Source organism: Planomicrobium sp. YIM 101495, assembly GCF_009707665.1.
In the GTDB taxonomy this organism is placed as follows: domain Bacteria; phylum Bacillota; class Bacilli; order Bacillales_A; family Planococcaceae; genus Planococcus.
On the sequence record NZ_WLZW01000001.1, the window covers coordinates 1,590,303 to 1,615,686 of the forward strand.

27 protein-coding genes and 1 riboswitch are annotated in these 25,384 nt (G+C 49.9%); of the genes, 13 read left to right on the forward strand and 14 right to left on the reverse strand.

Annotated features, from left to right (window positions below; all coding sequences use genetic code 11):
• Positions 1-339: 339 nt before the first annotated feature.
• From trhO to GIW82_RS07695, 3 genes are all read right to left on the reverse strand, one after another.
• Entirely contained in the window at positions 340-1,302 is a 963-nt protein-coding gene (gene trhO / locus GIW82_RS07685) for an oxygen-dependent tRNA uridine(34) hydroxylase TrhO (RefSeq protein ID WP_154749254.1), read from the reverse strand.
• 97 nt (positions 1,303-1,399) lie between these two features.
• A complete protein-coding gene (locus GIW82_RS07690) occupies positions 1,400-2,350 on the reverse strand; it encodes a 2-hydroxyacid dehydrogenase (protein ID WP_154749255.1) in 951 nt (316 codons plus the stop codon).
• A gap of 23 nt (positions 2,351-2,373) precedes the next feature.
• Positions 2,374-2,988 carry a DedA family protein gene (locus GIW82_RS07695; protein ID WP_154749256.1) on the reverse strand — a complete coding sequence of 205 codons (615 nt, stop codon included), beginning with the start codon at positions 2,986-2,988 and terminating at the stop codon, positions 2,374-2,376.
• 187 nt (positions 2,989-3,175) lie between these two features.
• On the opposite strand from GIW82_RS07695, the gene GIW82_RS07700 reads away from it, so the two are divergent.
• The 5 genes from GIW82_RS07700 to GIW82_RS07720 all read left to right on the forward strand — a co-directional run bounded on the left by GIW82_RS07700 (position 3,176) and on the right by GIW82_RS07720 (position 6,596).
• A complete protein-coding gene (locus GIW82_RS07700) occupies positions 3,176-3,529 on the forward strand; it encodes a lmo0954 family membrane protein (protein ID WP_154749257.1) in 354 nt (117 codons plus the stop codon).
• Positions 3,530-3,541: 12 nt separating this feature from the next.
• Entirely contained in the window at positions 3,542-4,180 is a 639-nt protein-coding gene (locus tag GIW82_RS07705) for a PspA/IM30 family protein (protein ID WP_154749258.1), read from the forward strand.
• A gap of 64 nt (positions 4,181-4,244) precedes the next feature.
• Entirely contained in the window at positions 4,245-4,943 is a 699-nt protein-coding gene (gene liaF, locus GIW82_RS07710) for a cell wall-active antibiotics response protein LiaF (protein ID WP_370456134.1), read from the forward strand.
• Entirely contained in the window at positions 4,940-5,986 is a 1,047-nt protein-coding gene (locus GIW82_RS07715; protein ID WP_154749259.1) for a sensor histidine kinase, read from the forward strand. The genes liaF and GIW82_RS07715 overlap by 4 nt, the downstream gene beginning before the upstream one ends.
• Positions 5,964-6,596 (forward strand): response regulator transcription factor, encoded by a 633-nt coding sequence (locus GIW82_RS07720; RefSeq protein WP_154749260.1) that lies wholly within the window; start codon positions 5,964-5,966, stop codon positions 6,594-6,596. Before GIW82_RS07715 ends, GIW82_RS07720 begins: the two co-directional genes overlap by 23 nt.
• Positions 6,597-6,650: 54 nt before the next feature.
• Here the strand turns inward: GIW82_RS07720 and GIW82_RS07725 are convergent, their stop codons facing one another.
• The 4 genes from GIW82_RS07725 to GIW82_RS07740 form a co-directional block, all read right to left on the reverse strand.
• On the reverse strand, positions 6,651-8,294 hold the full coding sequence (locus GIW82_RS07725; protein WP_154749261.1) for a mechanosensitive ion channel: 1,644 nt from the start codon (positions 8,292-8,294) through the stop codon (positions 6,651-6,653).
• Positions 8,295-8,483: 189 nt separating this feature from the next.
• Positions 8,484-10,625 (reverse strand): sensor histidine kinase, encoded by a 2,142-nt coding sequence (locus tag GIW82_RS07730; RefSeq protein WP_154749262.1) that lies wholly within the window; start codon positions 10,623-10,625, stop codon positions 8,484-8,486.
• Between the two features lie 4 nt (positions 10,626-10,629).
• Entirely contained in the window at positions 10,630-10,785 is a 156-nt protein-coding gene (locus GIW82_RS07735; RefSeq protein WP_154749263.1) for a hypothetical protein, read from the reverse strand.
• Positions 10,763-11,455, reverse strand: a complete 693-nt coding sequence (locus GIW82_RS07740; protein WP_154749264.1) for a response regulator transcription factor — start codon at positions 11,453-11,455, stop codon at positions 10,763-10,765. The genes GIW82_RS07735 and GIW82_RS07740 overlap by 23 nt, the downstream gene beginning before the upstream one ends.
• 176 nt (positions 11,456-11,631) lie before the next feature.
• On the opposite strand from GIW82_RS07740, the gene GIW82_RS07745 reads away from it, so the two are divergent.
• A complete protein-coding gene (locus GIW82_RS07745) occupies positions 11,632-11,862 on the forward strand; it encodes a helix-turn-helix domain-containing protein (RefSeq protein ID WP_154749265.1) in 231 nt (76 codons plus the stop codon).
• 84 nt (positions 11,863-11,946) lie between these two features.
• On the opposite strand, the gene GIW82_RS07750 is transcribed toward GIW82_RS07745, so the two are convergent.
• Positions 11,947-12,969, reverse strand: a complete 1,023-nt coding sequence (locus tag GIW82_RS07750) for a homoserine O-acetyltransferase family protein (protein ID WP_154749266.1) — start codon at positions 12,967-12,969, stop codon at positions 11,947-11,949.
• Between the two features lie 12 nt (positions 12,970-12,981).
• Positions 12,982-14,274, reverse strand: coding sequence for an O-acetylhomoserine aminocarboxypropyltransferase/cysteine synthase family protein (locus GIW82_RS07755; protein WP_154749267.1), 1,293 nt, complete (start codon positions 14,272-14,274; stop codon positions 12,982-12,984).
• A 106-nt stretch (positions 14,275-14,380) separates the two neighbouring features.
• A riboswitch (SAM riboswitch) is annotated at positions 14,381-14,498 on the reverse strand.
• 144 nt (positions 14,499-14,642) lie between these two features.
• Here GIW82_RS07755 and GIW82_RS07760 point away from each other — a divergent pair.
• The 4 genes from GIW82_RS07760 (at position 14,643) to GIW82_RS07775 (ending at position 18,167) form a co-directional block, all read left to right on the forward strand.
• On the forward strand, positions 14,643-15,278 hold the full coding sequence (locus GIW82_RS07760; protein WP_154749268.1) for a glycerol-3-phosphate acyltransferase: 636 nt from the start codon (positions 14,643-14,645) through the stop codon (positions 15,276-15,278).
• Between the two features lie 125 nt (positions 15,279-15,403).
• A complete protein-coding gene (gene pepT / locus GIW82_RS07765) occupies positions 15,404-16,627 on the forward strand; it encodes a peptidase T (protein WP_154749269.1) in 1,224 nt (407 codons plus the stop codon).
• Between the two features lie 261 nt (positions 16,628-16,888).
• On the forward strand, positions 16,889-17,119 hold the full coding sequence (locus GIW82_RS07770) for a hypothetical protein (RefSeq protein ID WP_154749270.1): 231 nt from the start codon (positions 16,889-16,891) through the stop codon (positions 17,117-17,119).
• Positions 17,120-17,252: 133 nt separating this feature from the next.
• A complete protein-coding gene (locus tag GIW82_RS07775) occupies positions 17,253-18,167 on the forward strand; it encodes an EamA family transporter (protein WP_154749271.1) in 915 nt (304 codons plus the stop codon).
• A gap of 53 nt (positions 18,168-18,220) precedes the next feature.
• Here GIW82_RS07775 and GIW82_RS07780 read toward each other — a convergent pair whose 3' ends face one another.
• Positions 18,221-18,703 (reverse strand): RrF2 family transcriptional regulator, encoded by a 483-nt coding sequence (locus tag GIW82_RS07780; RefSeq protein ID WP_154749272.1) that lies wholly within the window; start codon positions 18,701-18,703, stop codon positions 18,221-18,223.
• Positions 18,704-18,919: 216 nt separating this feature from the next.
• Between GIW82_RS07780 and hmpA the strand changes: the two genes are divergently transcribed.
• On the forward strand, positions 18,920-20,092 hold the full coding sequence (hmpA, locus tag GIW82_RS07785) for an NO-inducible flavohemoprotein (protein ID WP_154749273.1): 1,173 nt from the start codon (positions 18,920-18,922) through the stop codon (positions 20,090-20,092).
• A gap of 128 nt (positions 20,093-20,220) precedes the next feature.
• Positions 20,221-20,910 (forward strand): hypothetical protein, encoded by a 690-nt coding sequence (locus tag GIW82_RS07790; RefSeq protein ID WP_370456135.1) that lies wholly within the window; start codon positions 20,221-20,223, stop codon positions 20,908-20,910.
• Positions 20,911-20,967: 57 nt separating this feature from the next.
• Here the strand turns inward: GIW82_RS07790 and GIW82_RS07795 are convergent, their stop codons facing one another.
• A complete protein-coding gene (locus tag GIW82_RS07795) occupies positions 20,968-21,762 on the reverse strand; it encodes a VLRF1 family aeRF1-type release factor (RefSeq protein ID WP_154749275.1) in 795 nt (264 codons plus the stop codon).
• A 157-nt stretch (positions 21,763-21,919) separates the two neighbouring features.
• Between GIW82_RS07795 and GIW82_RS07800 the strand changes: the two genes are divergently transcribed.
• Positions 21,920-22,231 (forward strand): DUF3243 domain-containing protein, encoded by a 312-nt coding sequence (locus tag GIW82_RS07800; RefSeq protein WP_154749276.1) that lies wholly within the window; start codon positions 21,920-21,922, stop codon positions 22,229-22,231.
• 48 nt (positions 22,232-22,279) lie between these two features.
• Here the strand turns inward: GIW82_RS07800 and GIW82_RS07805 are convergent, their stop codons facing one another.
• The 3 genes from GIW82_RS07805 to GIW82_RS07815 form a co-directional block, all read right to left on the reverse strand.
• Complete coding sequence (locus GIW82_RS07805; RefSeq protein ID WP_154749277.1) at positions 22,280-24,430, reverse strand: ATP-dependent helicase; 2,151 nt, start codon at positions 24,428-24,430, stop codon at positions 22,280-22,282.
• A gap of 132 nt (positions 24,431-24,562) precedes the next feature.
• A complete protein-coding gene (locus GIW82_RS07810; RefSeq protein ID WP_154749278.1) occupies positions 24,563-25,099 on the reverse strand; it encodes a YflT domain-containing protein in 537 nt (178 codons plus the stop codon).
• Positions 25,100-25,161: 62 nt separating this feature from the next.
• Positions 25,162-25,359 carry a YwbE family protein gene (locus GIW82_RS07815; protein ID WP_154749279.1) on the reverse strand — a complete coding sequence of 66 codons (198 nt, stop codon included), beginning with the start codon at positions 25,357-25,359 and terminating at the stop codon, positions 25,162-25,164.
• Between the last annotated feature and the right edge of the window lie 25 nt (positions 25,360-25,384).

Here is a 25,384-nt window from a genome sequence, read left to right on the forward strand (position 1 = left end):
CGGCTGTCTCACAAGGTCAACACACACGACCTTCAGGAACAGCCTTCCTTTGCTCGAGCCTTGAAAAATAGAGGAAGAAATTTCGCTTATTGCGACTCGAGCTTCAAATTCCATGAAAATAAGCGAAGAACTTTCTCCTATTTGGTCAGAAAACGAGAAAAGGGACGAGTTTCTATAGAATAAGCGAAAAAAATTCGCCTATTCCAACGCGATCGCTATTCTTTTCGAAAATAAGGGAACATTCTTCGCTTATTTTGGAAGCCATGTCTTTTAGGAGAGCCCTTCTTTTCTCGTTCCATAAAAAAATGGTGAAGAGCACATTCGCTCTTCACCACTCTTTTATGCTTCTGTCGTTTGCTTCAAAGCGTCCAGGCGCGCTTGCACTTCTTCACCAGTCAATTGGTGTTCGAATGCGTAGCGGTTACGCGGGTGCTCACGGCACTCGTCCGAGCATGAACGCATGTATTTGTGTTCGTTCTCTTCGGAAGATAAAATCTTTGCGTTACACTCCGGATTCGCACAGTTGACGTAGCGTTCACACGGTTCGCCCGTGAAGTGATCGCGGCCGACGATGACGTGTTCCGTCTGGTTGACCGGTACAGCGATGCGCTCATCGAACACGTACAATTGGCCGTCCCATAGCTTGCCTTGTACTTCTTCGTCTTTTCCGTACATGACGATTCCGCCGTGCAGCTGGGAAACGTCTTCGAATCCTTCGCGCTTCAACCAGCCCGAGAATTTCTCACAGCGGATGCCGCCTGTGCAGTACGTCAAGATTTTCTTTCCTTCAAGCTCTTCTTTATTATCACGGACCCATTCCGGCAAATCACGGAAGTTCTCGATATCCGGACGGATCGCTCCGCGGAAATGGCCGAGGTCAAATTCGTAATCGTTGCGTGCATCAAGCAATACCGTGTTTTCATCCTGCATTTGCTCAAAGAAGTCTTTCGGTTCCAAGTATGTTCCAGTCAGCTCGTTCGGATTGATGTCCTCTTCAAGTCCAAGGTGAACGATTTCGTTGCGCGCACGTACATGCATCTTCTTAAATGCATGACGGTCCGCTGCATCGATCTTCCAGGCGATGTCTGAGAAGCGCTCGTCTTGTTCCATCATCTTCATGTAAGCTTCCGTCTGTTCGATCGTTCCGGAACACGTTCCGTTGATTCCTTCGTGAGAGACGAGGATACGGCCAAGCAGTCCCAGTTCCTTACAAGCAGCCAAATGCTCTGCAGCGAACGTTTCCGGGTCTTCGATCGGCACATATTTGTAGTACAGTAATACGTTGTGTGTATGATTTTGCATGAATCCTACCACCTTATTTATTTTTGGTTCGACATCTACTGAAGTTCAATGGAAAACCTCAATTATTTTACGATAAATCGGACCAAAATACAACCGCTTAGCAAACCCGGTTTTTCACCTGGTTGCCTTTCAAGCCTTCGTCGATCGCTTCCGCGTTCATCGCCATCATTTTGTGGCGCGTCTTCTCACCGGCGCTGCCGATATGCGGAAGTGCAGTGAAGTTCGGCAATGTCAGAAGAGGATTATCGAGTGGCAGTGGCTCCGTTTCGAATACGTCCATGCCTGCAGCCCAGATGCCGCCTTCTTTCAATGCACGGTAAAGCGCATCCTCATCCACCGTTCCGCCTCGTCCGACGTTGATCAAACAAGCCGTTTCCTTCATCAAGCCAAGTTCGCGCTCACCGATCATGCCGCGCGTCTCGTCCGTCAGTGGAGCCAGCATCAAGACGAAATCGGACTTCTCCAGCAGTTCGTCCAGCTCTGCGTACGTTGCACCTTCAAGGTTCCGACGCGTCCGGTTGTGATACAGCACGTCCATGCTGAACCCGACTGCACGTCGACAAACCGCTTCACCGATCCGGCCCATGCCGATGATGCCGAGTGTCGCGCCGTATACATCCTGCCCCGTCAAGCCGAGCGGTGTCCATGACTTCCATTCTCCTGAATGCACCGTCCGTTCCGCTTCGACCAATCTTCTCGCTGTCGCAAGAAGCAGTGCAAACGACAGATCTGCTGTCGTTTCCGTCAACACTTCCGGTGTGTTCGTAACCATGACGCCGTGCTCACGCGCTGCGTCCAAGTCGATGTTGTTAAAGCCGACTGCCAAATTCGAGACGATTTTCAAGTTCGGCGCCGCCTCGAACATTTCGCGGTCGACCTTCACCGATAGCATCGTCCAAAGCGCTGCCGCTTCCCCGATGTGCTTCATGATCTCTTCTCGCGGTGCCGCTTCCATCTCGTCTTCCCACATCCGGATTTCGTACGATTCACGCAAGCTTGCGATCGCCTCTTCAGGCAATCTCTGTGTAATATAAATCATCGGTTTCATCTGACATACCCCCATTTTTTTGATTATGAATTGCGTTTTCGGATTTTCTTGAAGTAGTAAACGACCGCCGCAATCCCGATAAGTGCAATGATGACATAAACGATATTCGAATACAGATCAAGCGTCTGAAGAATCTCTTCGCTGTTCTCTCCGACCGCTTCTCCTATCAGGACCAGAATCGTGTTCCAGATGATCGTTCCGAGCGTGGTGAAGAGAATGAACAGGGTGAACTTCATATTGGACATCCCTGCAGGTAAGGAAATCAAACTTCGAATCAATGGCACAAGACGTCCGAAGAACACAGTCCAGACTCCGTAACGGTCGAACCAGGCATCCGCCTTATACAGATCCGCACGCTTCAGCCTCAACCAGTTCCCGTATTTATCGATGACTTTCTCAAGGCGTCCGACGTCCATGAGCCGTCCGACCCCATAAAGCACAACCGCTCCTGTAAGAGAGCCTGCAGTCGAAACCGCAATGACACCGAAAATCGTCATATCGGTTGTCGTCGTCAAAAATCCGCCGAGCGTCAAGATCACCTCTGAAGGAATCGGAGGAAAGACGTTCTCCAGCATGATCAGCAGGAAAATCCCCCAATATCCGTAGTCAGACATGACATCTGTTATCCATTGCTCCATCACATTACTCCTTTAGCATTTGCCTCTAATTTCCCTAACTCTCCCTATTATAGCTGTATTTCCTCAAACCGTCTTATCCCAAACGCTTCTACGCCTCAGGTCCTAGATGAAAACGCAGCTCCAGCCCGTATGAGCGGATCCGGATGCTTGATAAGATGTAATTACAAACAAGGAGGAGGAAAACAACATGAACAAATTTTGGATGGTAACACTCGGGATTATCGCAGGCTTCATCGCCATCTCATCGCTCCCCAGCTTGATCAGCTTAGCTATCACAGCATTGGTCATCTATGCGAGCTTCCATTTCTACACAAGAACCGATTCGACGTTCCTGAAAGTCGTCTGGGCGATTGTCGGAATTGGCGGCGCAATCTCAGCAGTCTCGAACATTCCAGCGCTCTTCGGTCTAGCGGCGGTGTACTTGCTCTGGATCATCTATCGCGACTGGAATAAAGATAGCTCGAAGAAAGTCGATTTGGTGAAAAAAACGGACGATCCATTCGCGAACTTCGAGAATGAATGGGATTCAATTACAAAATAAGGAGGAATTCAAATGAATTCAGTATGGGAACGATTCAAATTGGCAGTAGCAGCAGACATGGACCATTTCACGGCAAAGAAAGAAGCGAAAAATCCGTTGGAAGCACTCAACCGGTATTTGAAGCAAGCGGAAAAGCAGACGGAAACGACTGGCAAATGGCTTGAGCGTCAAGCGAGCTTGAACCGTCAGCTGGAGAAGGAATTGGCACAAGCGATGGAGCTCGGCGACAAACGCACAGCGCAATTGGAGCTGGCACAAGCATCCGGTGAAGAAGATTTGATCCACTTTGCGCAAGCAGAAGCTGACGCGTACGCAGCACGCACCGCGGAGCTGGAAGAAGCTTTGGCAGAAAACTTATCCGAGCTGAATACACTTGAACAGCGCTACGAAGAAATGAAGCATCGCTTGGCAGACATGAAGATCCGCCAACTCCGCCTCATGGGCAAAGAAAACATCACGCGGGCACATTATGAGATTGACCGTGTCCTCGATCCGAAAGAAGCGGCGAACGCGGTCGGGGAACTCGACGAGCTGACAGACTACGTCAAATCACTCGCGAACCAAGTCGAAGAAGCATACGAAGAATCCGCTTTGAAAAGACGTCTCGAATCTTTGCAGAAAAAAGACCCGATGGACAAAAAAATCGTGTAAGCTAGAACAAGGAGGAGATTATCTTCTCCTTGTTTTCTAAGGTTTAAAAGGAGGCGAAGGAAACGTGCAAACATTGACTACTAATAAACAGGCGTTCATCGTCTTGGGCATTTTATTCCTGATTTTCGCCGAAGCCCTGTTTTTGGGGAACGGCAATGCATTTTTCGTCATCCTTGGCTTGCTCCTGCTGTATTACGGAGCGAAAGATCAAAGCAGTTATCGTAAATACTATATCGGTCTCGGGATTTTCTTCCTTGCGATTTCCATATTGTCGATGTTCACGTTGCGTCTTCTCGTCTTCGCAGCGCTCGCTTACTTGCTTTATAGACTGTGGAAGGGCGAATCATGGGAGCAGATCGTCGATTTCAACAATCCTCTCGACAAAGATTTGATCCAAAATAAATTTTTCGGTGTCCAAAGCACACCATTCGAAGCTTACGAATGGAAAGATATCCACGTCCAAGGCATCGCAGGCGACATTTTGATCGACGCGACGCAAACGGTCTTGCCGAAACGCACATCCCTTCTGTCCATCAGGCAAGGATTCGGCAAAGTCCGCGTCATCTTGCCTTACGAAGTGCCTGTCCGCATCCATTACACGACCCTTTACGGCAACGGCACATTCTTCTCGAAGCCGACCGGATCGATCTGGAACGGCAAAGTCGAGCTGTCCGATGGCTACGAGATGGACACAGCACCGAAAACCGAAATGATCATCACAATCGCCACTTGGGTCGGTGATGTGGAGGTGATCCGCCGATGAAAGCGATCGTCAGACGAAGCTTCTTCTTCATCGCGCTTTTCACCGTGCTGGTCGTCAGCATCCTGTTCACCTTGCTCGGCTTCCCTACTACAGACGCTTGGGGCTTCTTGTGGGAAGATGTCATCGCCGGCTTTCCATATGGACTCTGGCTGATCGTCTTGATTCTCTTTCTTTCCTGTGGCATCGCCTTGTGGTCGGAATCGATCGGGCGCTCCCGCATTTCCGAAATCGAGGCGATGCTCCAGGCCTTGCTACGGAATGAAGATGAATCCGTGATAAAGACAGCTCAAATGAAGACATTGCCTGAAAACGTCTCGAACTCGTTTCTGAAAGTGCAAAAACTGCTTGAATCCCAGCGCAAGAGCCTCGCCCGTATTTCCAACGAAAAAGCGGAAACGGAAGAACAACGCATCCAGGAGCAATTGGTCATCGAGCGCCAGCGCCTTGCGCGTGAGCTGCACGACTCGGTGTCCCAGCAATTATTCGCCGCTTCGATGATGCTGTCAGCAATGACGGAACAGGAAGACGCACCACCTACTTTGCTTCAGACGGAAAAAGTCGTCCAACAAGCACAGCTTGAAATGCGCGCCCTGCTGCTCCACCTACGTCCTGTTGCGCTGCACGACAAGAGTTTGTGCGACGGTCTAACAGAACTCCTGAACGAACTGAAGGAAAAAGTGTCGTTCACCATCGAGCACCGACTCGAAGATGTCCCGCTTCCAAAAGGCGCGGAAGATCACCTGTTCCGCATCGCGCAGGAAACGCTATCCAATACGTTGCGCCACTCAAAAGCGACCGAAGTGCACATCCTATTCGTCGAACGCGATCACTTCGCCATTCTCCGCATCCAGGATAACGGGGTCGGCTTCACGAACAGCCAAGGCGCCACTTCCTCTTACGGACTGAAGCATATCGAAGAACGCGCCATCGAAATTGGCGCTACGAGCAAAATCGTCTCCGTGCCATCCGAAGGCACGATTGTTGAAGTGAAAGTTCCAATTGAAAGGGTGGATTCAGTTAATGAAAATCTTATTAGTCGATGATCACGAAATGGTCCGCATCGGCGTCTCCGCCTATTTACAGGCACAGCCTGATATGGAAGTCATCGGAGAAGCTTCGAACGGCGAAGAAGCCGTGAAGATGGCACTCGAGTTGCGTCCGGATGTCATCTTAATGGACATGGTCATGCCTGTCATGGACGGTGCTGAGGCGACGGCTGCAATCATCAAGGAATGGCCGGAAGCGAAGATCATGATCGTCACGAGCTTCCTTGACGATGACAAAGTATATCCCGCCCTGAAGGCAGGTGCGGTCAGCTACATCTTGAAGACATCGAAAGCTTCGCGTATCGCGGACTCGATCCGCCAAACCATGGGCGGCACACCGGCTTTAGAGCCTGAAGTCATGAGCAAGATGATGAAGCAGATGCGGCACGACCGCCATCCGCACGAAGAACTGACCGATCGCGAAATGGAGATTCTCCTTTTACTCGCGAACGGCTACACGAACCAGGAAATCGCGGATGAATTGTTCATCGCTTTGAAGACGGTTAAAACACATGTCAGTAACCTACTCAGCAAACTGGAAGTGCATGACCGGACACAAGCGGTCATTTACGCATTCCAGCACAAGCTCGTCTCTCCACCAAAATAAAGCCGCAAGACTTCCCGTTTTCTCTGGGTTGTCTCGCGGCTTTTCACCTGTTAGTTATTCATTTTTGAACGGATCTTCATCGCGGAACGGGAATTCCTCATCCGGTGATCGTTTTTCAACGACTGGATCGATTGCTGCCCGGTCCTCTTTTTTCAATCCGACATCTTTTGCTTCTTCTTCCATCTTCTTCTCTTTCCAAGCTTCTTGATCTACTTCAGCTTTCTCAAGGCTCTTCTCTGCACGGTCAAGATAGCGGGAGGCATGTTCTTTACCCCCAAGACCAAACGCTAGACCGAATGCCAACGCAACGCCGCCAAGGATCAAGATGAACGCAGACTGGATAATCGACGCTGCAATTCCCAGCATATCGAGCGCCATGAAGAAGGCAAAGGCAAGAATCGCATATTTCGCAACGTAGCGAAGTATATGCGGTGAACCGGAAGAATCTTTAAAGACATTCCCGACGAAACTTTCCGCCATGTTAGCCAACCAGAAGCCGACTGCCAGGATCACGAGTGCTGCAAGGACTGCAGGCAAGTAAGCGAAGATCCCGCTGACGAGACCGACCATGAATGCCAGACCGACGACTTGTAGTGCTTCAGCTACGAACAACAGGACGATGACGACTTGCGCGATCGTACCGATGATGCCGGATACGGATTGCTCTGCGTCTGCTGTTGCTGATTTCTTATCGAAGCCCATTTTCCCGAACAATGAATCTGCGCCGAGGTTTTGTGCAATCTTACTGACGACACTTTTCACCCAGCGACCAACGATGAGACCTACTAGTACAAGCAAGATCGCAATCGCGATGTTCGGAAGCATGACGAGGATCGAATTCAGCATGGCGATTGCTGGACCCGAAATTCCATCAAGGTCGAGTACTTCGAGCGCCGTGATCGAAACCGGCAGTAAGATCAAGACGAACGCGATCAATCCGATTACTTTCGACAAGCTCGTCCCTTCAAAGAATGAAGAGAGGTGGAACCTTTCTGCCAGACGGTCTACACCGGCTGATGCCAGGAAGGAAGAAAGGATCTTCCGGACGATTGTTGCAGCGAGCCAGCCGATCGCGAAGATCAATGCCGCTCCGATCAATTTCGGAATGAAATTCAAGAAGCTTGCGAGCATGTTTGAGATCGGCTCACTCAAGCCCTCGATGTTCAATGCGCTCAGCACTGCTGGCAAGAAAAGAAGCAGTACAAGGTAGAAAGCGATATTCGCAGCTGTTTCCAGCCATTTCGTCGTATTCGCTTCCGGAGCTTTCGCTTTGTTGGCAATTTTTTTCAAGTCGGCTTTCCGGCCGACCATCAGGATGAGGCGTTTTGCGACGGATGCAAGAACCCATGCCACAAGCAAGATCAATCCTGCTTTCAGCAAACTGATGAAAGCACCAGATAACTGATCGAACATGCCTGCAAACGGAGTTGCGATCGCTCCAAGGTTCAAGACATTGAAGAACAGCATCAGTGTGAAGATGATGATTAAAATGAAAACGACTTTACTGATGATTTTCGATACGCTGTACTTCTCTTGCTTGCTGCCTACCTTTTCGTCCAATTTGAATTTCTGGAGCATCTTGTAGACGACCCGTTCCAATACTTTTGCGACGATGAAGCCGACGATCAGGATGACGATGGCCAACAAGATCTCGGGAAGTGCGTCCCAGAAACGGTTGAGATAAAGTTGATTATCCAATGAAACTCCTCCTTTTATTTTATTTAGGTAACTTGTCCTATTTTGACCATGCCCTCTTTCGATTTTCCTTAAACACACTTTTCAGGATTTATGATAGAAGAATGACGCAGAATTGACCGCATTTGTCGGCTTGGGCCCCCACAAAAAAGACCGGAAACCGCACCTGATGGCGATCTCCGGTCTTCCTATTCACTTCATGCAATCCACTTTCACTGTTACTTTAAATAAATCACCGTCCACTTCGATCTTGAGCGTTCCTTCATGCAGTTCGACGATCGATTGGGCGATCGCAAGGCCGAGTCCGGAGCCTTCCGTTTGCCGCGCAGTGTCACCGCGCTTGAACCGTTCGAACAACTCGTCGGTGTTTTCCCCGAGCTCATACTTGGTGACATTTTTGATGACGAAGACGGCTTGTCCGTCCACTTCGTTCAAGTTTGCATAAACACGCGTTCCCGGCAATGCATACTTCACGGCATTGACGATCAAGTTATCCAGCACGCGCCACCACTTCTGGCCATCTACCAAAATAAACAATGGATGGTCCGGTGCATTGACCCGGAAGTCCAGCCCTGAACTTTCCATCACTTCTGCGTGTTCCGCAAAAGCCTGCACCATCAACTGTGTATAGTCGACGCGGCGCCGTTCAAGCTCCAAGTTGCCACTCGCCATTTTAGAAACTTCGAACAGATCCTCGATCAGATTTTTCAATCGATCCGCTTTCCGTTCCAGCACTTCCGCATACGCCAGCCGCTCTTCTGTCGTCAAATCCGGTGCTTTCATCAAGTCGGTATACGTGATGATCGATGTCAGCGGCGTCCGCAGATCGTGGCTGACGTTCGTGATGAGCTCTGTCTTGAGCCGTTCACTTTTCGCCTGCTCGGAAAGTGATTGGCGCACGCCTTCCTTCAATTTGCTCAAGTGGCGGGCATGATCCGCTAGTGGAGATCTTCCTTGTACCGGTATTTCCTGTTCAAGTCTTCCCTCTGCCATCGCTTCCGTCCGTTTCATCAGTAAGTTCAAGTAGCCGAAACGCTGCAGGAACAGAAGTAGCGCAGGCAAGCCGATGAACAAACTTGCAGGAATCCAAAGGATGATGCCGGGCGGGATGTTGACGAGCAGCATCGTACCGAATCCCCAGAAAAAGACGATGACCAGCAAGCAGAGCATCTGGATGCCGATCGATTTTTTGAGGAACGCAAAACGGGCGATCTTGATTAAGTTCCATGTATAGCTGTTTTGCAGATCTTCGGCCAATTTGCCTTCTGTTCTGTAAAGCTCTGCAAGCCAAAGCATTTGCAGTAAAGCGATGGCTGTTACAGCAAGGGCGAAGACGAGCAGCCAGACACCCGATAGGAAATTGATCCAGAGCTCCCCGTACATCATATAGCGGAACACATTGAAGAATTTTGCCATCACAGCAACCTGCAATAGATAAACCGTAAGCAGCAAAGCAGCGAGGCGGATTTCAATCGGCCAGTTTTGCCACGTAACGTAAAATTTATTCCCTGTGAACCAGTTCCATTTGAACGGAAGCTTCATAAGGAGAACCACGACTCCGATGACGGACAGGACGATGAATGCGTAAAGGAGACTCTTTGTCAGATTGAATGCCTGGAAATCGTTCGCGTACAACGAATCTGCCAACTCTGTGGAAGTGATTTGGATCTGACCTTCAAACTCTGCTTCCGACTGGATGTAATCTTCCTCTTCATAGGATTCATAAACCTGTCCGTTGCTCCGAAGTGGTCGATCTGCCGTGAATGTTTCCTCATAGACTGGCCTGTCATCCAGTTCACCACGCGTGAACACTTCGCCGGTCTCGATATTCGTCAGCTGGTAAGCATAATACGGATAGTTCTCGAAAAATACCGGACGCTCCGCTTTCACTTGCTGCATGATATCAGCAACTTTCGCTTCCCGCTCCGCTTGGATCTGCTCACGCACAAGTTCGTCATCCTGGAAAAACGCTTTCGCCGCAGTAATTTCAGATTCCCGCTGCTCTGTCAGTGTGGTTTCCAGATCTTCGTTCCCTGTATCCGCAGCTTCCTGTATGTCTCCTTCATAATTCTCCTGGATCATGCGGATCCTTTCCGCTAACGACGCTTCGCGGTCACGGAACTGCTTAATGTCCGCAGCTGTGATCGGTGTCTCCGCGAGTTCCGGAGGCGCCAGCTCCAAATGCACTAATTGCGACTTGAAATTTTCGTGCTCCGAGGAGAAATTCCCGGTCTCCAAAAATGATTTCCCGATATATTGCGGCCCGAGTTGCAGCACGCTCCAAAGCATGACGATGACAAGAGATGCCGTAGTCAGCCAAATCCACTTTTTCATTTCCTTACCCCTTCCCCTTGTCCCGCAACTCTGCCAGCCATTCTGCGGACGGCCCTTCGAAAATGAAATCCAAAAGGAACGAAGAACAGTAGACCAGTGACACCAATGCGATCATGACGGCGATGACCGACCACAGATCACTTTTCGATTTTATAGCCAATGCCCCATACCACCTTTACGTAGCGCGGATTTTTTGGGTCCGCTTCGATTTTTTCCCGGATTTTCCGGATATGGACCGCCACGATGTTCTCTGCGTTGTAGGCCGGTTCGTTCCAGACGCGTTCGTAAATGTCCTGGATTGAGAATACTCGCCCCGCATTCGTCATCAGCAGTTCCGTAATCTTGAATTCGATCGGCGTCAGCTTGACCGTCTCGCCGTGTAAACTTACATCTTTCGTTTCCGAGTCAAGGACCAGTCCGTCAATTTCCACGCGTTGCGCTTTTGTTTCGTACGTTCCAAGACTTACATAACGTCTCAGTTGTGATTTGACACGCGCAACCAGCTCCATTGGATGGAACGGCTTCGTCACATAATCATCCGCTCCCACCGAGAGGCCGTGGATCTTGTCCGAGTCTTCCGCCTTCGCACTCAGCATGATGATCGGGATATTGCGGGCTTCCCGGATCTTGAACGTCGCCCGGATGCCATCCATGTGCGGCATCATGAGATCGAGAATGATGCAATGCACTTCATTGTGCTCAAGTAGTTCCAATGCTTGCAGGCCATTCTCCGCTTTCAGTACGCGGTAGCCTTCATTCTTCAAATAGATTTCAATTCCGTCACGGATATCCGCATCGTCATCCGTCACCAATACCGTGAATGCTCCCATATCCCGCACCTCTTTTCCTCTTAATCAATATACTACTGCACAATTCTTAAGGACTTCCCACGAAGAATATGAAGAAATTCTTAAGAAAATTTCTGAAGGGATTCATTTGTCGGCCCAAACATTTGAGCCAATTGTTTTCTTTCATTATAATGGAAATAAAATGAGGAGGCGATTCGATGTATAAAACAGTCGCGGAAACTGCCGCTCTCTTATCCATGCCGGAAGAACAGATCAAGCGCTACGTAGCGGAAGGCCGGATCAAAGCAGTGTATGACGGTGAACAATACATGATCAACACCTCCCAGTTCGATTCGCATTTCCAGCAGCTCGAGCAAGCGAAACAGGAGCTGGAAGAGTGGAAAAACACGCCGATCCCAGAAGATTTCGATATTAAAGACGAGGACTGACGTTTTGCCGAAGAAAAGCAGAAGAACAAAAAAGCGGTCGTCGAAGTGAAACTCACTTCAACGATCGCTTTTTGCAGTTCAAATTCATCTACTTGCAGGAATCGCTTGATCCGCTAGCACCTGTTCGAGCTTTTGTCCGATCAAATAACCCCATTTGTCGAACTCGACTAAGAAGCCGTCATGTCCATAAACCGTCTCGATGACGGTCCAGTCCGCTTGCGGCTGTCCCTCAAGCCAATCGATCATCGGCTCTTTCGGGTACAGGAGATCTTGCGTGAAGAGCAGCGAGAAGATCGGCACATCGAGCTTCTTATCCCCGAGATCATGGGTGTTCATCGCCTTCAGTAGCGTAATGTAGCTGTTCGGATCAAAACGGGAAGCGAGCTTTTTCCCTTGGTAATCCAAATATGACTGGATATCGAACCCCTGCTCGCCCTCTTCCCGCCCGAAACGGCTGTGGAACAGCTCCCCGCTCCGGTACGTGACGAGCCCCGCCATGCGCGCGATTTCAAACCCGCGCAAGACAGCGCCCGGCGCGTAAAAGCCATTACGGTAATCGGGATCGTTGCGGATCGCTTCGATGCCGATGTGATTGAAGGCAACGCCGTACGCGCTATACGACGGTGTGACCGCGAGTGGCATTACAACATCCACCACTTCCGGAAAGAGCCGGCCCCACTCGAGCGCCTGCATGCCGCCAAGCGAACCGCCGATCACCGCCGTGATGCGGCCGATGCCGAGAAGCTGCAACGCTTTTTTCTGTGCGTTCACCATGTCGCGGATCGTCAATTCCGGGAACGATGTGCGGTAAGGCGCTTGCGTCCGCGGGTCGATCGATGCCGGCCCCGTCGAACCATCCGAACCTCCCAGCACATTGAACGTGATTGCCTGGAACCGATCCGTATCCACCGCTTTCCTTGGACCGACCAGCCCTCCCCACCAGCCGGGCGCGTCCGCGCTGCCGACAGCACGAGCGTCTCCTGTTAAGGCGTGGCAAAGAAGAATGACCGGACCGAAGAGCTTACCGGCGCGCTCGAATGAGAGCTGCACTTCCGGCAAGACGATCCCCGATTCCAATTCAAAAGAGCCGATACTGATCTGTTCCATTGCATTCACCTCCTACGCGTTTTGTAAAACTGCTGCCTGGATCGCCTGTTTCAAGTCTGCAATCAAGTCTTCCGGATCTTCCAATCCGACTGATAGACGGATCAACTCTTCCGTGACACCTGATTTCTCAAGGTCTTCCGGCTGAAGCTGCTGGTGCGTCGTCGAAGCTGGATGGATGATCAGCGATTTCGCATCCCCGACGTTGGCGACGTGCGACCATAGCTGAACGCTGTCGATCACTTTGCGGCCAGATTCCCGTCCGCCTTTGATGCCGAAGTTGACGATCGATCCGAATGTGCCATTCTTCAAGTATTTCTTCGCCCGTTCATGTGATGGGTGATCTTCGAAGCCGATGTAGTTGACCCACTCGACATCCGGATGCTTGTTCAAGTATTCAGCGACTTTCTGTGCGTTTTCCTGATGCTTCGGCAAACGCAGATGTAACGTTTCCAGTCCTTGCAGGAAGGCATGTGCCGATTCCGGACTTAACGTCGGTCCGAAGTCACGCAGCAGCTGGACGCGCAGCTTCGTCGCGAACGCTGCACCTGCTGCATCGATGCCGTAACGGATTCCGTGGTAGCTATGATCCGGCTCCGTATAACCCGGGAAGCGCGGATTGTTGTAATCGAACTTGCCGCCATCTACAACAACGCCTCCGATTGTCGTACCATGCCCGCCGATCCATTTCGTCGCGGAATGGACGACGACATCTGCGCCGAATGCAATCGGATTACTGCCATAAGGCGAAGCAAATGTGTTATCGATGACCAGTGGCACGCCGTGTGCGTGTCCAATTTCTGCCACCCGTTCGATATCTAGCACATGAAGGCTCGGGTTTCCGATGATTTCCCCGAAGATCGCTTTCGTTTTCTCCGTCACTGCCGCCCCGAAGTTCTCAGGGTCCGTGCCATCAACGAACTTGACCCTGATGCCGTAGCGTGGCAGCGTATTGGCGAACAAGCTGAACGTTCCACCGTACAGATTGCTGTCCGCAATGATTTCATCTCCCGCCTCCGCCAAGTTCAAGATTGCAAAGGCGATTGCAGCCATTCCGGATGACACGGCTACCGCTGCCGTCCCGCCTTCCAGCAGCGCGACGCGTTGTTCGAACACATCGACTGTCGGGTTCATGATGCGTGAATAGATGTTCCCTGGTTCTTTCAAGCCGAACAGGTTTTGTGCGTGTTCCGTATTTTTGAATACATAGGAAGTCGTCTTATAGACCGGTACCCCTCTTGAGCCGGTGACCGGATCCACTTCTTGTCCTCCGTGCAATAGTAATGTTTCTGGTTTGAAATTCGTCATTGTGCATTCCTCCTGAGTATTGGTTTTAGATGGTCTGATTGGCGAGGAGAGCACAAAAAAGCCCTCTTCGATTAAGAAGAGGGCCGTCAAATAATAACATTGCCTCCTCTCATCTGCCAGCGCCGTCGTACACGGGCTGTAGGATTTAGCACCTTTGCAAATTGAGTGATTTGCCGGTTGCCGGGCATCGCAGGGCCTATTCCCTCCGCCGCTCTTGATAAGAGTATTCAGATTCAGTTTTCCATCTTGTTGAGAAGTATAAGAAAGTTCACGACTATTTGTCAAGCGAATTCGCAAAATATTTCTGAAACTTCTTTTCCCTTCAAACGTTTAACTTAATAAGAAGTTTGAAAAAAGGAGTGGGAATCATGCTTTATTGGGTGCTCGCCGCCTTGCTCGGTGGCTATTTGATCGGTTCCCTGCACGGATCCGTTGTCGCACGCCTTTTGACCGGAGTCAATTTGAAAAAAGAAGGCGTAAAAAATTCCGGCGCCTCCAACGCTGCGATCGTGCTCGGTCCGAAATTCGGAGCGCTCGTCGCTTTCCTTGATATCTCGAAAGGAGCTGTCGCGGTCATTGCCCTCCGCTTGGTGCTCGACGGAACCGCTCTATCGCCCGAACAATCATGGACGGTACTGTTCGTCGTCGGCGCAGGGACCGTGCTCGGCCATAACTATCCGTTCTACATGAACTTCGACGGCGGCAAAGGCACGGCGACGTTGATCGGCATGATGCTCGCGCTCGACTGGAAGCTCGGCATTGCCGGCGGACTGCTGTTGATCGCGGTTTCCTTGCTCACAGATTACTTGATTATCGGGGTGCTTGCGCTGTACGGCACCTTGCTCGTCATCGCCTTTTGGCCGGCTGTCGGGCTCTGGCCACTTGTCACTGCGTTCGGTCTGTTTGGCCTTGCGCTCTGGAAGCATACCGAGAACATTAATCGCCTCATGAAAGGGACCGAAAGCAAAGTGTCTTCCGTGTTCCGTAAGAAAACAGCTGGTTGAAACGAATCGATCGGAGCGCATCGCCTAAACAGAGGTGGATGCGCTCTTTTTCTGTCCAATATTAAGTATTCTGGCGCTTCATGGTAAACTGAACTTATTACAACCTTTAGGAGGCTTTCCACACAATGAAAGAAACATTGATTGAACGTTTGATCCGCTATGCAAAAATCGATACACAATCCGATTTCAACCTCACGGAGACACCGTCTACACCGGGGCAATGGGATCTGATCCGGGAACTTGAAAAGGAAATGAATGAAATCGGCCTGACCGATGTGGAGACAGACAGCCACGGCTATTTGTTCGGCACATTGCCAGCCAACAGCGAAAAGGATTTCCCAGTCATCGGCTTTCTGGCACACGTCGATACGGCGACGGATTTCACTGGGAAAAACGTCAATCCGCAGCGCATCGACGCCTATGATGGCAATGACATCGCCTTGAACGAAAAAGTCACGATGAAAGTGTCGGACTTCCCTGCGCTTAAAAACTATGCCGGACATACGTTGCTGACGACGGACGGCACGACTCTGCTTGGTGCTGACAACAAAGCGGGCATCGCAGAAATCATGACAGCGGTCGAATACTTGATCCAAAACCCGGAAATCGAACACGGCAAAATTCGCGTCGCATTCACGCCGGACGAAGAAATCGGGCGCGGTCCGCATAAGTTCGACGTGGCACGCTTCGGCGCAGATTACGCCTACACGATCGACGGCGGTCCGATCGGTGAGCTGCAATACGAAAGCTTCAACGCAGCTGCCGGAAAATTGACTGTCCAAGGGAAAAGCGTCCATCCCGGGTCTGCCAAAGACAAAATGATCAACGCCCAGACGGTCGCGATCCGCTTCCAGGAAGAGATGCCGAAGGAAGAAGTTCCGGAACGGACGGAAAACTACGAAGGCTTCATTCACTTGAACCAATTCAAAGGTGATGTCGAAGCAGCGGAATTGTCTTATATCATCCGTGACTTCGACCGTGAATCTTTTGAAGCGAAAAAAGAGCATATGAGACGGACTGTCCGCAAATTGCAGGAAGAGTTCGGAGAAGAAACGATTCAATTGGAGCTCGAAGACCAGTATTACAATATGCGTGAAAAAATCGAGCCGGTCATGGAAATAGTTGATACGGTCGAACAGGCAATGAACAAGCTTGGCATTGAACCGTTGATCATTCCGGTACGCGGCGGAACGGACGGCTCGCAGCTTTCTTACATGGGCTTGCCGACGCCGAACATCTTTACCGGCGGTGAAAACTTCCACGGGAAATACGAATTCATTTCCGTCGAAAACATGGAAAAAGCCGTCCAAGTCATCGTCGAAGTCGCCCGTACAGCCGAAAGATCTTAAATCAAAGCAAAAATGCCCTTGAAGTCATCCAGACGACTTCAAGGGCTAGTTTTTTACTTCTGAAATATCAAGAAATCTCATTCACTTTTCTTCATGTGAATCGATGATTATCCGGCCATTTTGCCTATGTCTTTCTTCTTGCTTCTTGTGTATCTTCATCGTCATATTTTATCTTCCAATCATCTTAAGGTTGTTCCATGTTTGAGACGGGGCGGATAAAGGAATACTTTATTAACACATATTATGAGAGAGGTGCTTCCGATGGCAGACAAAAAACGCTTTACTGAAGAAGACCGGAAAGAAAACCGTGGTGCTCCGTTGGATAATCCGGAGCAGTTCAAAACGGATAAAGAAAGCATAAATGAAATGCACGAAGAACAGATGAATGTGGACTCGATTCCGCTCGAAGATTTGAAACAGGAGCAGGAAGAGGAAAAGAATCCGCGCCAGACGAAAAAAAATTCTTCCAGTGAAGAGAAGTTCCCAGAATGACCGATTTTCATCCAATGGTTTCATTGCACACCTACATGCCGAACGGCTGCTGACCAAGCAGTCGTTTTTTTCTGTCTACATCGCACTCCAGTATTTCTGTGATATGATGTCTTAATGGAAATGGAGTGATCGTATGAAAAACTGGATTTATCCACTGATGGTCGTCGTTGCGGCCTCCTGTTACGGGATCCTCTCGACAAACATCAAAGTGGCTATGAGCTATGGCTTCACGACAGCTCAAGCTGTCACCAGCCAATACTTTATCGGGTTCTTCCTTGCGGCCCTTTTATATGCACTAACGAAAAGACGTCTTCCAAAATTGCACGGAACGAAAATCCTGTTTCTCTCAGGAGCATTCACGGCAGTGACCGGCATGGTATACAGCCATTCCCTCAATTTCCTCCCCGCTTCGCTGGCAGTCGTACTGCTCTTCCAGTTCACTTGGATCGGCATGTTCCTCGACTGCATCGTCCGGCGTCGCCGGCTGAAACGGCTCGAAGCGATGTCCTTGATCCTTTTATTCGGAGGAACCATCCTGGCAGCAGGAATCCTCGATGTCGACTTGAGCGGAATCCCGTGGCAAGGCTGGGCTTGGGGGCTGGGCGCAGCGTTCTGCTTCTCCGCCTTCATGTTCATCAACGGCAAACCGGTCGAAGGCATGGATACGACAACGCGTCTCGTATTCGTCTCCTTCTTCGCTGCCATTGTCGTCGGGATCTTCCAGACGCCTGAAATCTTGTGGGACGGCACGTTGTTCGGGGAAGGGCTATGGGTATTTGGCGTGCTGCTCGGCCTGTTCGGCATCATCGCACCGATCTGGCTGTTCTCCATCGCCGTGCCGCGCGTCGGCTCCGGCCTATCTTCCATCTTGAGCGCCATGGAACTCCCTGTAGCGATTCTCGCTTCGGTCCTGGTGCTCGGCGAACAACTGACCTGGGTGCAAGTGGCGGGCATCGGCATCGTCCTGTTCGGCATCATCTTGCCGAACCTATACCGGCGGGTGCCTAAACCGATCGAAACCGACCCCGCACCACCGGAAGTTCTTTAAGCAAAAAAAAAAGTTGAGGAGAAATGGATCTATTTCTCCTCAACTTTTTTCATCTAAATTTCCGGTTCCAAGGGAGTAGGAACGCGGACAACTTTTTCCGGCTGCTCGAAGAACATTTGCTGAAGCCCTTCCTTGTTCACAAGCAAATCTGCCAGCGTATACTCTTCCAGCACCATCAAATACGCGTGGAGCGCTTTCCCGAGCACTCCTTTTAATCCACACACCGGCGCAATCGGGCACCGGTTATTCTCTCTATCAAAACATTCCACAAGATGAAAGTCATCTTCCATCTTCCGGACAACCGTACCGATATTGATCTTTTCCGGATCCTGCGCCAGGCGGATTCCCCCGCCTCTACCACGTACCGTCTCAATGAAACCGGCTTTGCCGAGTTCAAATGTGACTTTCGTCAAATGGTTCTTTGAAATCCGGTAAGCATCCGATATTTCTTGAATGGTCGTCAATGTCTGCCGATCATTCGTCCCTAGATAAATCAAAACCCGCAGCGAGAAATCTGTATACATCGTTAATCTCATTCATCTCACCTTCCATCTTCCTTATTATAGCCAGCCATCCTCCCACAAGAAAGAAACTAGCTTGCAGTTTCGTGCATTCAGACCTCTTGTATCGATTATTTGTCTTTTCTGTGAAGACAAATGTGTCTAAATTTTAAAGATGTATTATAAATATATCTTTAAGAATGAAAGCGGTTTATAGTGAAGATAGAAACAAACAACAAGGAGAGATGAACCATGTTATCAGAACAGACAAAAGACATCATTAAATCAACTGTGCCGGTATTGGAAGTCCATGGAACTGCAATTACAACAACGTTTTACCGCAACATGTTCGAAGCCCATCCCGAATTATTGAATATCTTCAACCACGCAAACCAAGCAAAAGGACGTCAACAAACTGCTCTTGCAAACACAGTTTACGCAGCTGCAGCGAATATCGACCGTCTGGAAGCGATCCTTCCGGCAGTTGTCCAAATCGCGCATAAGCACGTCAGTCTTGGCATTAAGCCTGAGCATTATCCGATTGTCGGAGAATATTTATTGAAAGCAATTAAAGAAGTACTTGGTGATGCAGCAACTGACGATATCATCAATGCGTGGGCAGAAGCATACGGTGTCATCGCCGACGTCTTCATCAGTGTCGAAAAAGATATGTACGAGAAAAACGAAGCGAAAGAAAACGGCTGGTCGTTCTTCAAAGACTTCGTAGTCGCTCGCAAAGAAAAAGAAAGCGACATCATCACTTCATTCTACTTGAAGCCGGCTGACGGATCCTCTGTCCCGACTTACGAACCAGGTCAATATATTTCCGTTCGCATGTCCATCCCAGGTGAACAATATTTAGTAAACCGTCAATACAGTTTGTCACAAGCAGCAAACAACGAAGAATTCCGTATTTCTGTCAAACGTGAAGCGGACAATGACCCGAACGGCCGCGGTTCTGTCCACTTGCACGAAAACGTCAACGTTGGTGATATCATCGAAGTGAGTGCACCAGCCGGTGAATTCGTCCTTGAGCCGACACCTGGACCAGTAGCGTTCATCAGCGGCGGCGTCGGCATCACACCAATGATGAGTATGCTTGAGACAGTCGCTGGTGTAACACCTGAACGTCCGACAGCCTTCCTGCACGCTGCACGTAACCAGACGCTTCACGCGTTCGATGATGAAATCAAGGAAATGATCGGCTCAATGGAAAACGCAGTTTACAAAGCTGTCTACTCCGACCAGCCGGAAGGTTATTTGACTCGCAGCATCCTGGAAGAGTTCGTCGATCCAGCTGGAGACGTCTACGTTTGTGGACCGGTGCCATTCATGGAAGCGATGATCCGCGAATTGCGCGCGATGGGCATCGAAGAAAGCAAGATCCACTTCGAGTTCTTCGGACCTGCTGTGGCAATCAACTAAACGGCCGATAGCCTAAAATTATCGATGGAAATCCGGGAACTGCTTCATGGCCCCGGATTTTTTTGTGTACTTTTCTTTTTCCCTTTTGCAGCGCGTCCATTCTTGCGGTAGCATTAAGAAAAAAAGGAGTGAGCGCATTGACATTTCCTCCACACTTAAAGCTTGTCCTTGCAACACATTCCGTCATCGTCGACCGCTCCCCCGCTTCTCTGTTGGAAGGAGCGCCCCGCGACTGGATCGACCCGCTAAAAAATTGGATCGACGCAGACAATGACGGCGTCGCTGTCGCTTATTTTTTCCGGCAGTACGCATTGTTCCTATCAGCGCAATTCGACTTGCTGGTAAATCACGGCGGCTACTTCCACTGCCCGGCAGACGAGCTGCAGTTTACACGTTCTGCGAATTACGGATATCCGATGCTGGAGACGGTCGTCTCTTCTGATTGTTTCCGCACTGTGTCCGATTCCGAACGTTACGAAGCGATGCACTTCATCCTCCACGAACAGACGAGTACGCTCATGGCAACATTCCGTGAATACGCCAAAGTTTCTCCGATCACGCTTTGGGAAAACGCCTTGAGTTCACTGATCTGGCTGTATGCCAACGTGGAAAAACGCAATCCACGCCGGGCCGCTGAAGATGTGGAGTGGCTGATGGACGCTGCGAACTGGCAGCCGATGCGGAAGTCGTACATGCTGCTCCTTTTAGGCGATACATCGCTTCAACAAGCGGTGACCGAGCCAATCCGGAAAACGTGCTGTCTGTACAAAGAGTTGCCTGCTTTCGAGACGTGCACATTTTGTCCGTCTCCGAACTGATTTACGACAACAAAAAAAAGTCTCGGAGCGCATGGTGCGTCCCGAGGCTTTTTTGATTTATTTCTCGAACACTTCGTGGATGACTTGTCCAGGTGCAATATTGATCATGTTTTTATAAATACAGCTTGTCGGCTTATTCGGTAATGCTTTAGCGAAAGTCTTCGCGTGGTCCGTCTCGCCGACGATGTGCACTTCATCCCAGTGCCGGTCTTTTTTCAATTTAACGACTTTCGACGCCATTTCCTTGTAGAAGCGGTCCAAGTTCTCTTGCACACGCTCATCCACTTGTTCCGCAGGACTTCTGCCACCGCTGCTGCTTCCTACCGATCCGCCGCCTTGCTGTTCTGCTTCGACGTGCAGATTGGCGTCGAACTCTTCATAAATCTCTTCATTGACGATGCCCATTGATGTATCGATGATGCGGACGCCTTTGGAGCTCGGTAAGACGATTCCCGTGTACGGATACGCTTTATACATATAACGCAATTCATCCAGGACAGGCGCAGTCTCCCAGTGGAAGCTCGTCTTCACCGCGACTTGTACATGATGAACCGACCAAAGATCGTCATGTGTGGATGCAAAAATAACGACTCCCTTTTGGAGGTCGTTTTGGTTATCTGCTATCTCCTTCTCGACTTTTTTCCGCAAGGCTTTGTAGTTCTTGATTTCGTTACTATCATTCGAAGCCGTCAAATACTCTTCAAGACGTTTAAGGCCGTTCTTCAAATGAATTTTCCAGGCACCGTTCTGTGCATTCAAATCTGCCGGATTCGTGTTCAAATAAACACTCAACACACAGCGCTCATTGCATTCAAAAGTCTTCAGTTTCTGAATTTCATCGTATAATGTCATTCATCCATCATCCTCCCTTAATGCATCGTTCTTATTAGATTACCCGAAGCCCCTTAACATAAACAACCGTTTTTCAATCTTTCAGTTATTCGAACGTTTGTCTGAATGGTAGTCGGGTATCCATGGAATAGGAGAAAATTAAAGGAGAGTGCTGAATATGGAAGAAATCAACAAAAAAGTAGAAGACAAACTGAAAAATTTTGATGACGACAAAAAAGAACAAATCCTTTCTGATTTCGGTCGCTTCAAAGAGTATCTGGGCAGTAAAGTCGAGCTTGGCGAAAAAATGGGATTGAGCGAGGAGCGTATCGCTCAATTGACCGAGAAAGTTGCAGGCTACTTGGCGAAGAAAGAAGAACCCAAAAACAGCGAAGAGCATTTATTGCAGGAATTATGGAAAGTCGGGAATAAGGAAGAGCAGCATATGCTCGCTCACCTTCTTGTCAAATTAGTGAAAAAGGATTCTTGATTTCGAATTGAAAAAGCTGCGCGGAAAGTTCCCCCTTCCGCGCAGCTTTTATTTTTGTGGAGCCGGTTCGATCAGCTCAAGAAGCTTATGGCTGATGCAAATATCCGCCAGCAATTCTTTCCGCTGCTTTTCGAACTGAATGGTCAGACGCTCACCGTCCCGCTCGACGATCTCCCCTGCACCGAATACGCGGTGGCGGATTTTCGCCCCTTTGGTGAGCAGCTCATTTTCACGCAGTGCATTTTCGTTTTCCGGCACTGTGTTTTTCGGTGGCGGCGGCGCTACTTTGATGGTCGGCTTGACGGATGTATTGCTGCTTCCGGACGACAGTGCCAATTGCCGCACTTCCTGGACAAACAGCGATTCCGTATCGTAGCTGATCAGCTCTAAATGCTTCTTCGCACGTGTCATCCCGACGTAGAATAGCCGGCGGGCCTCTTCCAGCAAGTCCGGCTGCTCCGTATCATCCGTCGTTGGAATGATGCCGTCCACGAGATCGATCATATAGACCCGTTCGAACTCCAAGCCTTTGGCGCTGTGGAATGTCGACAACGTCAGCATCTCGTCCGTTTTAGTCGCTTTAGCCTGCCGCGTCACGCCTTCCATCTTTTTCAGGTGAAGAGCGAAGTCCGTAATGGTGGCGTGCTGTTCGGCCATTTGCTCCAGCGTCACAAGGATCTTCTCCAAGTACTGGATCTTCATGCCGAACTTCTCCGCACGTCTCGCTAGCATCTGGTCGTAGCCGAGATCCGAGCGGATTTTCCGGATGGCTGCAAGTGGTGCTAGACGGGCAACCGTCTCGAAGCTCTTGCGCTGCTGAATTAACAGTTTCTGCTGATAGTCTTTCACTTCGACGTGGCGCATGATTTCATCGAATGCATGCCGCGTGCCTGGCTGGATTTTCGTCAGTGCACGCAATTGACTGCCGGACCAGTAGGCACTCGTCTTTGAAGCGAATTTCGCATAAATGTCGACTCGTTCCGGCTTCAAACTGAAACGCATGAAGTTCAACAGATCTTCCACGATCCAATGAGAGAAGAAGCGGTTATCCGCATCTTTCATATAAAACGGGATGCCGAGACGCTCCAGTTCTGTCATCAATAACGTCGACGACGTGTTGTTCCGATACAGGATCGCCGTGTCGCCGTAATGATCGAGCGCTTTCAGCTCCTTAATCAAGTACTTCCACTGGGCATCCTCGGAAGCGAGCCGCTTGATGACGATCGGTTCGCCTTGCGCTTGTTTCGTATACATATTCTTGTCATGGCGCTGTTGGTTCATCTTGATGAACCGGTTCGACAAGTCGACGATCGTGCCGGACGAACGGTAATTCCGCTCCATTTTCATCACGTACGCCTCCGGATACACGCTCCGGAACTTCAACAAGTATGTCGGCTCTGCCGCGCGCCACGTGTAGATCGATTGATCATCGTCCGCTACGACGCACAAGTTCTGGTGCTTCGCGACAAGCTTCTCGACGATGGCATGCTGGACGAGCGACGTGTCCTGGCTCTCATCGGTCATGATGTAATCCCAGCGGTCTTGGTACGTTGCACGCAAGATCGGATTCTCCTCAAGCGCTCGATTCGCCAGCGTCAGCATGTCATCAAAGTCGACTAACCTAACGTTATAGTTCTCTTTGAACGCTTCATACGTCTTAAAGATTTCTTTCGCTCCTGGGAACGGCTCCTTCAACCCCTTCCACTTGTCGCGCGGGATCATCTTGTTTTTCACATAACTAATAAAAGACACCAGCTCTTCCAACTGGTCGTCCGTAATCGCTTCCTGATTCTCCGTCTCGTACATCTCGCGCAATAAGCGCTTCTTATTCAGCCCTTGTGATTCGTTCCCTTCGATCATAACGTAACGTGAGCCTGCAAAATGGTCGCGTGTGATCTGGAACGCCAAGCTGTGGATCGTCGAGAAATCCACTGGCGCAAGCTCTGGGAAAAACTTGTGGTAACGCTCCAGCATGTCGGTGGCAGAAGCCTTGCTGAAGGTGATTGCCTTGATGCGCGAAGGGCTGACCTTCTTCTCTTCGATCAAATAACCGATGCGCATGATCATTGTCGTCGTCTTGCCGGATCCTGGGCACGCCAGGAGCAGTAACGGGCCTTCAGTCCGTTCTACTGCCTTGCGCTGCACCCGGTTCAACCGGACTCCTAGCTGCTGTTCCTTCTGTCCGAAAAAGTCTTTCATCGCTTACTCCTTTTCCTTGTATTCCTCGTACGCCCATCCGCATGAATCCCGCCAAGCTTGGGATGAGTCGTATCGTTTGCTCCTTCTATCGTAACACAAAAAGGACTCATCTCCATGAGTCCTCCTGCTGCTTTAGATGAAATTTTTCTCGTCAGGTTTGGAGATTGGATCGGCACGCCTTTTATCGCGGCGCATCTCTGGATCTTCATAGTGCCGTTCGTCCAAAACGATTGATTTCTCCGAATGCTCAGGAACCACCGTCTCTCCCTGCTGCACCTGTTCGTTCTGAAGTTCCGTTTTTTCTTTTTCCCCCAGCATAAAACGATCGCCGGAGGACCGTTCCGCATAATTGCGGTTGGCATACAGGAAAAAATGACCTCCTTCCACTTTCTCCCGTATGTGTTCGGCCTGGTCATCTGAAATCTCCATTTTCCGCATCGTTTCACGGAGACTTTCGTTTCCTGACAAGGCAGTCGAAAAGCGCTGCTTCCAATCGTCTTCCACAAACACATCTTCCACTTCGCTGTTTCGTCTGACAAAGGTCAACCGCTCATCCTGTTTCGCCAATACGAACATATCGGTTTCCACGTAGCCTTCCGCCTTCATCCTGTTGATTTGTTTCACTAAAGCGTGTTCGTCTTCAAATGTTTCTGCGAAGAACTGGACCATGTCATCCCTCCTTTTCGCCTTTCTGTAAAAATACCCTTAGGCGAAAGGGATAAACGCATTTCCTATTCCTGAATGATTTCACAGACGCGGCCCACTTGGTCATCTTCCAGCCGCACCTTGATGCCGTGTGGATGGGTCGGCGAGTTGGTCAACAAATCTTTAACGACCCCTCTCGTCTTCTGTCCGCTCCGCTGGTCCTTCTTCAAAATCACGTACACATCCAAGCCAGGATGGATATCTTTTCTATTCTTGCCGTTCATCGCTTCTCCTCCTGTTCCCGAAAAA